At 40.9% G+C, this 10,387-nt stretch carries 8 protein-coding genes and 1 pseudogene; 6 read left to right on the top strand and 3 right to left on the bottom strand.

The annotated features are described in order from the left end of the window. Positions 1-448 precede the first annotated feature (448 nt). Together FTT94_RS15470 and FTT94_RS15465 are read right to left on the bottom strand one after the other, a co-directional pair. Entirely contained in the window at positions 449-1,981 is a 1,533-nt protein-coding gene (locus tag FTT94_RS15470) for an aspartate aminotransferase family protein (protein WP_180171087.1), read from the bottom strand. 2 nt (positions 1,982-1,983) lie between these two features. Further along, complete coding sequence (locus tag FTT94_RS15465) at positions 1,984-3,357, bottom strand: diaminobutyrate--2-oxoglutarate transaminase (protein WP_078190193.1); 1,374 nt, start codon at positions 3,355-3,357, stop codon at positions 1,984-1,986. Positions 3,358-3,841: 484 nt separating this feature from the next. Between FTT94_RS15465 and FTT94_RS15460 the strand changes: the two genes are divergently transcribed. The 6 genes and pseudogenes from FTT94_RS15460 to arsH all read left to right on the top strand — a co-directional run bounded on the left by FTT94_RS15460 (position 3,842) and on the right by arsH (position 9,580). After that, positions 3,842-4,543 (top strand): SIMPL domain-containing protein, encoded by a 702-nt coding sequence (locus FTT94_RS15460; RefSeq protein WP_180171086.1) that lies wholly within the window; start codon positions 3,842-3,844, stop codon positions 4,541-4,543. Positions 4,544-4,805: 262 nt separating this feature from the next. Further along, positions 4,806-6,923 (top strand): TonB-dependent siderophore receptor, encoded by a 2,118-nt coding sequence (locus FTT94_RS15455; protein WP_257231473.1) that lies wholly within the window; start codon positions 4,806-4,808, stop codon positions 6,921-6,923. Positions 6,924-7,036: 113 nt separating this feature from the next. Further along, positions 7,037-7,366, top strand: a complete 330-nt coding sequence (locus tag FTT94_RS15450; protein ID WP_180171084.1) for a metalloregulator ArsR/SmtB family transcription factor — start codon at positions 7,037-7,039, stop codon at positions 7,364-7,366. Further along, a complete protein-coding gene (locus FTT94_RS15445) occupies positions 7,363-7,836 on the top strand; it encodes an arsenate reductase ArsC (protein WP_180171083.1) in 474 nt (157 codons plus the stop codon). The genes FTT94_RS15450 and FTT94_RS15445 overlap by 4 nt, the downstream gene beginning before the upstream one ends. Then, positions 7,836-8,876: an ACR3 family arsenite efflux transporter gene (gene arsB / locus FTT94_RS15440; protein ID WP_180007689.1), complete on the top strand. Its 1,041-nt coding sequence runs from the start codon at positions 7,836-7,838 to the stop codon at positions 8,874-8,876. The genes FTT94_RS15445 and arsB overlap by 1 nt, the downstream gene beginning before the upstream one ends. A 1-nt stretch (position 8,877) precedes the next feature. Continuing rightward, positions 8,878-9,580, top strand: a pseudogene (arsH, locus tag FTT94_RS15435) (arsenical resistance protein ArsH). A gap of 58 nt (positions 9,581-9,638) precedes the next feature. Here the strand turns inward: arsH and FTT94_RS15430 are convergent. Continuing rightward, positions 9,639-10,157, bottom strand: a complete 519-nt coding sequence (locus FTT94_RS15430; protein WP_180171082.1) for a GNAT family N-acetyltransferase — start codon at positions 10,155-10,157, stop codon at positions 9,639-9,641. Positions 10,158-10,387 lie beyond the last annotated feature (230 nt).

The raw sequence follows: 10,387 nt of genomic DNA, 5'->3' as shown, positions 1-10,387 counted from the left end.
CATACTGGCAGGGCTTTCAATACTATTGAACACTCTTCAGTTGTTGTCAGAGTATTCGTCTGATGAGCTGAATGCGATTGCTCAGATCGCATTCAATTTATAAAAAATGTGTAGATACCTATGCCTTCAAGGAGAGGGAACCTACATTGCCAATTTTATATTGTTTTAAATTTTTGCTATTTAATCTATGAAATTATAAGCCATATACTACTATCGTAACTGGCGACCCGGATGTCGCCGTTAGGCAAAGGTCACATGGACGTATCTTTTGTCTAAAAGAGGATTTTGGTTACCTTGCAGAATATATTCCTCATCCTTGAAAAGTAAGGCACTCCCTACACAATGATATTTTTTTCTAATGAATTTAATTGCGGTTGTGCAAGCTTACTTTCTAATTGATATAAAAAAGGAGACCCCTTGGCCTCCTCCTTTCACACATTCAAATTGATTAATCAATTGCAGGTGTATAGGTACCATCCGCGATTGAACCTTTGATACGATCAGCTTCTGCAAGCACAAGGCCAAGCAGATTCTTCACGTTGTCTAAAGTCGCTACCGGGCTTAAAGTCGTCATCTTCAATGATTGAACATCACCTACTTTCGTTACCCCAATATTCGCTTCACCACGCGCAAATAATTCATCTGCAACGTTCTGGTTCAGTGTATCCAGTAATTCTGCCGGATAACCTGCAGGAATCACACGGAACAATACAGAAGCAAATTGTGGATCAACAAGCATCTCTAAACCAGCAGTCGCCTTGATGTAGTCAGCCACTTCACGAGTCAACTTCACACCATGGTCGATCATCGAACCGTAAAGCTCTTCACCAAGTGCCTCAACCGTCATCCACAATTTCAACGCATCAAAACGACGGGTTGTTTGTAAGGATTTAGACACCAAGTTTGGAACGCCATGTTCTTCATCATAAGCAGAGTTTAAGTACTCAGCTTCATAATGCATGAAACGGTAGTTCGCTTCATCTTTCAACAAGAATGCGCCACAAGAAATGGTTTGGAAGTAATGCTTATGGAAATCAAGCGTTACCGAGTCAGACAGTTCAATACCGTCTAACATTGAACGATAGTCATTTGAAAGAATCAGTGCACCGCCCCATGCTGCGTCGATATGCATCCACGCGCCATATTTGTTGGTGATTTCACGAATTTCTTTCAATGGGTCAATTGCGCCTGCATCAGTTGTACCCGCAGTTGCAACTACACATGCTACGATTTTACCTTCCGCTTGAAGGTGAGCCATGGTTTTCTCAAGTGCGTCCATGTCCATGCGTGCATTCGCATCCACAGGAACAGTGACAACAGATTGGAAACCCATACCCATCATGGCCATGTTCTTTTGCACAGAGAAGTGTGCATTTTCAGAACAGATCACTTTGACATTACGCATTGCTTCCGCAGGTACGCCATCACGCTGAACAGACCACGGGTTACCGTTTTCGTCTTTCCAGTTTTTAGCAATACATGCATCACGTGCAAGCAAAACACCCATTAAGTTAGACTGCGTACCGCCAGAGGTGAATACACCTGCTTGACCTGCACCATAGCCCACTTTTTGGCGAAGCCAGTCAATTAACTGAACTTCCATCAATGAACCTGCAGGGCTTTGATCCCATGAGTCCATAGATTGGTTTGTCGCGTTAATTAACACTTCCGCAATTTGGCTAGTGACCATTGTTGGGCAGTGTAAATGCGCTAAAGAATGTGGGTGATGTACTTTTAAGCTTTTGTTTAAGAACAGCTCAACCATACGGTCTAGTGATTTTTGTACACCCATACCTTCTTTAGAAGGATTGAATGCAATTGCACTACGAAGCTCTTTAATGCTACCGCCTGTGTACATTTTGTCATTTTGCAACCATGCAGATACAGCTTTTACAGCTGAATCCATTGCTGACTGATAGTCAGCAATGGATTGTGCATCATTGCAGAATAACGCTTTACGATGTTCTGCAAAATCAACCATTATTACGCGCCTCGAGTTGCAACTAGTGCTTCAGCAAGTGCTTTCTTGAAGCGAACGATCACTTCTTCACATTCAGCTTGGTTAATGATCAATGGGCAAAGTAAACGAATTACAGTACCGTTACGACCACCTTTTTCTAACAACAATTTGTTGTTGAAACATGCTGCTTGAATTGCTGCTGCCAATTGAGAATCACCAGGTAAAGAACCCATGTGATCTGCTTTTTGACGTTCATCAACAATTTCAACACCAATCATCAAACCACGGCCACGTACGTTACCGATGCATGGGAATTCTACCGCTAATTTTTTAATTTCAGCTTGTAAGAAGTCGCCACGCTCTTGCGCGTTTTGAGCCAAGTTTTGTTCTTTGATGGTTTTGATTGTTGCAAGACCAGTACCCATAGCAAGTTGGTTACCACGGAATGTGCCCGTATGACCCGCTGGTTGCCATGCGTCAAACTTACGTTTAATACCCAATACTGCAAGTGGTAAGCTACCACCTACTGCTTTAGACATTACAACGACGTCTGGCTCAATACCTGCATGTTCAAAGGCAAACATTTTACCTGAACGTGCAAAGCCTGCTTGTACTTCATCAAGAATCAACACGATGTTGTGCTTTTCAGTCACTTCGCGTATTTTCTTTAACCATTTTACAGGTGCAGTCACTACACCGCCTTCACCTTGGATTGCTTCCAAGATTACAGCTGCTGGCTTAGTTACACCACTTTCTACGTCTTCAATGAAGTTTTCGAAATAATACGTTAATGCGTCTACACCCGCTTCACCACCTATGCCTAATGGGCAACGGTATTCATGCGGATACGGCATAAATTGAACACCCGGCATTAAGCCGTTCACCGCATTCTTTGCAGACAAGTTACCTGTCATTGCTAAAGAACCGTGAGTCATACCATGGTAGCCACCTGAGAAGCTGATTACTGAACTACGACCAGTGTATGTTTTTGCTAACTTAATTGCTGCTTCTGTACCATCTGCACCAGACGGACCACAGAACTGTAGACAATACTCTTCTTTACCACCAGGTAATTGCTCAAGTAGTGCTTCAGTAAAAGCATCTTTTAAAGGCGTTGTTAAATCCAAAGTATGCAATGGGAGGCCACTTGCAAGTGTGTCTTGGATACTTTGAATTACCGCAGGATGATTATGGCCTAATGCCAATGTTCCTGCCCCAGCTAAACAATCGAGGTACTCTGTACCTTCAACATCAGTAACCCAACAACCTAAAGCTTTTGCTATCGCAAGTGGAAGTTTACGCGGATAGCTACGAACATTGGATTCCATCTGGCTTTGGCGAGTCAAATAGTATTCGTTAGTAGAATTAGTGGCAGGGTTTACAGAAGAAACGCTCATATCGAATTACCATCTCTGATATGGGTTGAAAGAAATAAGTCGGGTGACTTGCGGTCCTTTGACTCGGTGCTTTATGAGTTTCTAGTTAGCTTTAAAAGCTCTTTGAGTATGGGCTAACTAGGAGGCGGATGATACAGACTTTTTCAAGAAAATAAATCACTTTTATGATCAAATAAAAAGATAATTTAGAGAAAAAACAGATCTATTCCATGGATATCTTGAATTATCATCTTACAGTGTGACAAAACAAAGAAAACCTTTTTATTTTATGCTTTTTTACAACTTATGAATGATTATTGTAATCTTCAATTATTTAAACAACTAAGTACTGATTATTTAAATAAATATTCATCAAGCACTGCATTTATTTTTCTTGAAAGATTTACAATCCCACCACAGATTTTCCTTTAATCCATCACAATCCCCTTTTAAGATAAGAGCATAAGCTAAATTAGTCATTCTGAAAGAAGAATAGGTCATAACAATGCGTAAAATTATCTTATCTACTGTTTTATTAGCATCCGGTCTAGGTTTGGCAGCAGCAACTCAAGCAGCTGACCCACTCAATTACAACATCGTGAACATTCAGGCGGATGCTACTCGCCAAGTGTCGAACGACCAAATGTATGCCGTTTTATATATTGAAAAATCAAATAAACAACCGGCTGAACTTGCTACCCAAATCAACCAATTGATGACCCAAGCGGTGAACACAGCCCGTAAATACCCTGCGGTAAAAATCGAAACGGGATCTCAAAGCACCTACCCGATTTATGACAATGACAGTCGTAAATTGAAAGAATGGCGTGGTCGTGCCGAAGTGCGTTTAGAAAGTACAGACTTTAAAGCAGCTAGCCAATTGGTGAGCGAGTTACAACAAAATTTCCAAACTCAATCGATTAGCTTTAGCGTGTCAGATGCACAGCGTAAAAAAGTAGAAAATGAGTTGATGGTTGAAGCCTCTAAAAACTTCCAACAACGCGCGCAGACATTGTCACAAGCGTGGAATAAATCAGGCTATAACTTAGTGAATATTAACCTTAATACTAGCAATTATGGTGGTCAGCCTGTACCTCGTATGGCGATGATGAAAGCTGCGGCAGCTGATGCTATTCCTGAGCAAGAAATGGCAGGTGGCGAATCTAAAATCACGGTCAGTGCAAATGGCTCTATCCAGTTCAAATAATTAAATTCATTTTAAGAAACCGTGCTTTAGCGCGGTTTTTTGACTATAAATCACACTTATTCTTTATTTAAATTAAAAATTCTATTAGCTTAATCATATTCATAGTTTTAAATGATAATCATCCTTATTTAAATTTATCGCACGCAAGATTATGATACGCGCTCTCTCCATTGCTCACACTTTTATGTATAGTTCAAGCAAAAAATCTCCAAAGCTTCAAAATTTCCCGTTATTACCGCTGAGTATTGCTGTAGGTATAAGCATGGTTGCCACTATGGCTTCTGCTGCTGAAAATACAGAGACCGCACAAGCAGATGTTTTACCGACCATCACCATTGAAACTCAAGGTAACTGGCTGGAAAACGCCAATAAAAAAAAGGTGCAAAAACATGCCGGTGCGCGGACCATTATTGATCGTAAACGCTTAAATGAAAGCGCAGCAACATCTCTAAAAGATGCGTTACGCCAAGTTCCCGGTGTTCAGGTTCAAGAAAATAATGGTACTGGCGGTAGCGATGTTTCATTAAATATTGGCGTACGTGGATTAACCTCTCGCCTCTCTCCACGTTCAACTGTGTTGATCGATGGCATACCGATGTCATTTGCACCTTATGGACAACCACAGCTTTCTATGGCACCTGTCTCTTTAGGAAATATAGAATCTGTTGATGTAGTCCGTGGAGCAGGTTCTGTCCGTTTTGGGCCACAAAATGTCGGTGGTATTATCAACTTTGCCACACGTAGCATTCCTGAAGACTTTAAAGGTACCGTGGCATTAAACTCTGAATATGCAACAGGTACAGATCAGGTAAAATTAGGTCCTAGTCTGTTTGTTGGCGGAACATTAGATAATGGTTTAGGTCTTGCCTTACTTTATTCAGGCACTAAAGGCAACGGTTATCGTGAAGCGAACAATAAAAATGACATTGATGATGTCATGTTAAAAACCGCTTATGACATCACTGATCAGGATAAAATCGCATTAAATTTCCATCACTACGATGGTACAGGTGAAATGCCTGAAGGTTTAAGCGCTGCTGAATTCGAAGTAAATCCATATCAAACGTCGCATTATCGTGACTTTTTCACTGGCCGTCGTTCAGATGTATCCCTACGTTATACACATAAAGACGACACGAACAACTTTGAACTTTTAAGTTATTACATCGATTCATTCCGTACCAGCAACCTTGAATCTACTTTAGCCAATGGCAATCATCGCTTAGATACCTCACCACGTGATTATAAAGTCTTTGCCATTGAGCCACGTTATTCACGTAGCTATAGCTTAGGAAGTACGCTGAATGAAGTGACTGTCGGTTACCGTTATATGGACGAAGAGAGCACCGAGTTCGCAGGCCGTACTGAATACGCAGCAGATGCAGAACCTGGTCAGTTTATAGCACGTACCCGTAGTGCGGGTGGCACCAAAGCGCATGCTGCTTATATCGATAACCGTATAGAACTGGGTAAATGGAATATTACACCCGGCGTTCGTTTTGAATCGATTGATACGCAAAACAGTTTTAGTGCCTATAAAAATGGCGTATTACAAAATACTGTTCATCCATCGATCCAATCAGATGAATTTTTGCCAAGTTTAGCTGTCCTGTATAAAGCAACAGACCATTGGAATTTCTTTGCCAATGCTGGTGTATCTTTTGGTCCACAGCAATATAACCAGTTAGCAACAACGCAAGGTACTACAGCGGTCACCACCTTAGATGGCTTACATCCTGAAAAGTCTAATAACTATGAAATTGGTACCAAATATTTAGGCAATGGTTTGAGCGCTGAATTAACTGCGTTTTATCTAGATTTTGACAAAGAACTGATTTTAGAACGTGATGCTGCAAACAATGGCATTTGGACTGACCTCGGTGCTACAAGTCATAAAGGGATCGAAACCGGTTTTAGCTATGACTTTGGACATTTAGCTGACAATCTCGAAGGCTTAAAAGCCTATGGTAATTACACCTATACCAAAGCGGTTGCTGAAGCAGGTAACTTTAAAGGTAAAGATTTGCCCTTCTATTCACAAAATGTCGCAAACTTTGGCTTAGGTTATAAATATGATGCTTGGTCCATCAATGCCGACATGTATGCTCAATCTAAACAACGTGCCCCAGGTAACCAAGATTCAGGGATCTACCAAACTGAAGAAACGGCAAATGGTAAACTGGGCGATATTCCAGGCTATTCAACTTTTGCTGTGCGTACCGGCTATGACTTTGGCGGTTCGCTACAAGGGGTTAAAGTTGCTGCTGGCATCAAGAATGTATTTGATAAACAGTATTTCACCCGTTCATCAGATGCAACCGGTGGTAAATATATTGGTCAGCCACGTACTTTCTTTTTACAAACTTCATTCGACTTTTAAACTGGTCTAAATATAAAAATCCCACCAAGTGTGGGATTTTTATTGAAGAATACATATGGACATCCATATATTCATATGTAAAGATATATGCAAATCCATATATACAGATAAACATGGTACAGACTGAATTTTTCAAATTACTTGCAGATGAGACTCGTCTGAACATCATCATGCTGTTGGCATGTAAAGGTGAACTCTGCGTATGTGAACTCACCGAATCACTTCAATTAAGCCAACCCAAAATTTCGCGCCATCTAGCGCTACTACGGTCATCTAGTGTTTTGAGTGATCAACGCAAAGGTCAATGGGTCTATTACTCCATTCACCCTGCACTGCCTACTTGGTGTACACAAATACTTGATGTCATGCGTCACCAAGAACGATTTAAAGATCTCGATTTAAACTCTCCGAAAGGCACTACCACATTGTGTGAAACGCTATGAATTTTTTATTTCTATGTACTGGCAATAGCTGCCGCAGCATTTTATCCGAAGTACTTTTTAACCAGCGTGCCCCTGAAGGTTTCCGTGCCTATAGCGCAGGAAGCAAACCTTCAGGACAAATCCACCCGTTTACCTTGGAAACGCTACACAACCTCAATCTACCGACTGAGGGCTTGTCGAGTAAATCCATCGCAGCATGTGAACAATACCAACCCGATGTGGTAATTACCGTCTGTGGTTCTGCCGCTCAAGAAGCTTGCCCAATTTACTTAGGCTCTGCCATCAAAGCCCACTGGGGCTTAGAAGATCCTTCCCATTTAGAGCTTGTAGATGAAATAAAACTTGCAGCATTTCTTGATACCGTGGCGCATATTAACCGCCGTTTAGATGCTTTATTTGCACTCGATTTTACGCAATTAAGTCGTGAAGAACTCAACCTAGAAATCCAAAAAATTTCAGAGATCCAATAATGGCTGCTGCAAAACTGTCATTTCTAGACCGCAATCTAACGCTATGGATTTTTATCGCAATGGGGCTAGGCATTGCGATTGGCGTCTATATTCCAAGTGCTTCAAGAGCTTTAAATCAACTCAATATCGGTGATGTCAATATTGCGATTGCCATTGGTTTAATCCTGATGATGTATCCGCCTTTGGCCAAAGTGGATTACAAAGCGCTGCCTGAAGTGTTTAAAGATAAACGTACCTTATACCTATCACTGGTTCAAAATTGGTTAATCGCACCTTGCCTGATGTTTATTTTGGCGATCGTGTTTTTACAACACTACCCTGAATACATGACCGGTTTGATTCTGATTGGTTTAGCACGTTGCATTGCAATGGTTCTGGTTTGGAATGATCTCGCTTGTGGGGATAACCAATACGTAGCGGCTTTAGTGGCCTTTAACAGTATTTTCCAAATTGCATTTTTTAGTACCTACGCATGGTTCTTTTTGAGTTTTTTACCGCCTTATTTTGGTATAGAAGCACAAGTGATCCAAGTCAGCTTTTGGACCATCACACATGCAGTATTGGTGTATCTAGGTATTCCCTTCCTGCTCGGTTTCCTGACGCGTGCCATATTGGTAAAACAAAAAGGTCTGGCTTGGTATAAAAATCAATTTATACCCAAAATCAGCCCCATCAGTTTAATGGCATTACTCTTTACCATTGTGGTGATGTTTAGCCTCAAAGGTGCAGATGTCTTGAGCCTTCCAATGGATGTACTGCGTATTGGCATTCCCCTCACGATCTACTTTGTGGTGATGTTTTTCATTAGCTTTTTGATGAGCAAATGGATGGGTAATAATTACGCCAAAACCACTGCCATATCCTTTACCGCAGCGGGTAATAATTTTGAACTTGCCCTCGCTGTTGCCATCGCCACCTTTGGTATTGCATCTCCGATTGCATTTACCACGATTATTGGCCCATTGGTTGAAGTCCCTGTGCTAATTGCATTAGTTAGTGTATCGCTCTGGTTAAAACGCAAATGGTATAAAGAGAACTAAAATGAAGCTCCCCAATATTCAACTAGATTTACTTGAAACACCGCGTTTTGAGCAAGTTCAAGCCAAAGCACTGGAACATCCGCCACGCATCCTGCTGCTATATGGCTCTAACCGTGAACGCTCATTTAGCCGTTTAACGGTATTGGAGGCGGGTCGAATCCTTGAACATTTTGGTGCAGAAGTCAAAATCTTTCATCCTAAAGGTCTTCCTCTGCCTGAAGATGCTGAAACCTCACATCCCAAAGTTCAGGAATTACATGAATTGCTTGCATGGTCTGAAGGCATGGTTTGGTGTTCGCCAGAACGACATGGCGATGAGTTCTATCTTGAAAGCACAAATTGATTGGATTCCTTTAGCCGCAGGTGCCATTCGTGCTACTCAAGGTAAAACGCTAGCGCTAATGCAAGTCAGTGGCGGTTCGCAATCTTTCAATGCTGTTAACCAAATGCGAATCCTTGGGCGTTGGATGCGGATGATCACGATTCCAAATCAATCTTCCGTTGCAAAAGCATTTTTAGAATTTGATGAAAATGACCGCATGAAACCTTCCTCCTATTACACTCGCATTATCGATGTGATGGAGGAATTATATAAATTTACCCTACTCACACGTGGTCAATCTGCCTACCTCACAGATCGCTATTCTGAACGAGTTGAAAGTGCGGAAGAACTCTCTAAACGGGTTAATCAAAAGAACCTTTAATGAAAAAACTCCTGCATCTATGCAGGAGTTTTGGTCTAAAAATTTCATCAACTTTAACTTAAGACAATAATTTATAAAATAATGTCGTTGAATCTAATGTACCCGTATGTCTCAATGTAAATTGCGGAATGATCCCAGCTTTTATAAAGTTAAATTTTTCATACAGCCTTTCAGCGAAATCGCCTGTACGCGTATCAAGTACAAGTAATTTCAAGTTCAAATGTTTTGCTTGATCTTCTGCAAGTGTGAATAGTTGATGAGCAATGCCTTTTTGACGTGCCTTTGGATGCACCATAAGTTTTTCAATCTCAGTACGACGCAGCGCATTGGCTTTGGTGGCACGAACCAATTGTACTGTGCCCACAACTTCACCGCTTTGCAGCGCCACCCACAAAAAGGTTTTATGCTTTTGAATATCCTTTGCCACAGCAGACCAATATTCATCATAGTGCGACTTAGATTCTTTAGCTAAAAAACCCAGTGATGCACCATCTTGCACACATTGTGCCAATAATTCGCACAGTTGAGCCTGCTCATCTTTTAGATCTTGAATGTTTAAATATTGAATTTCGCTCATCTTCTTTTCCTCTTATTTCTATTTTTATCGTTATATTCAAATGGCATGCCATAAAAAATCCCGCTCGGAAGCAGGATTTTGATCTTTCAATTTAGTAAATTGACATATGATTGCGATATATAAAGATAATAACTTATTGTTTTGATTATAATATTTTATAAGGTCAAAATATTTAACCTCCCATTTAACCTCCAATCGTGTTCTGTACCCCCCTATTTTGAACAATAAAT

This window comes from Acinetobacter sp. YH12027 (genome assembly GCF_013420085.1).
GTDB lineage: Bacteria > Pseudomonadota > Gammaproteobacteria > Pseudomonadales > Moraxellaceae > Acinetobacter > Acinetobacter amyesii.
This window is presented reverse-complemented; position numbering and strand designations above follow the sequence as displayed.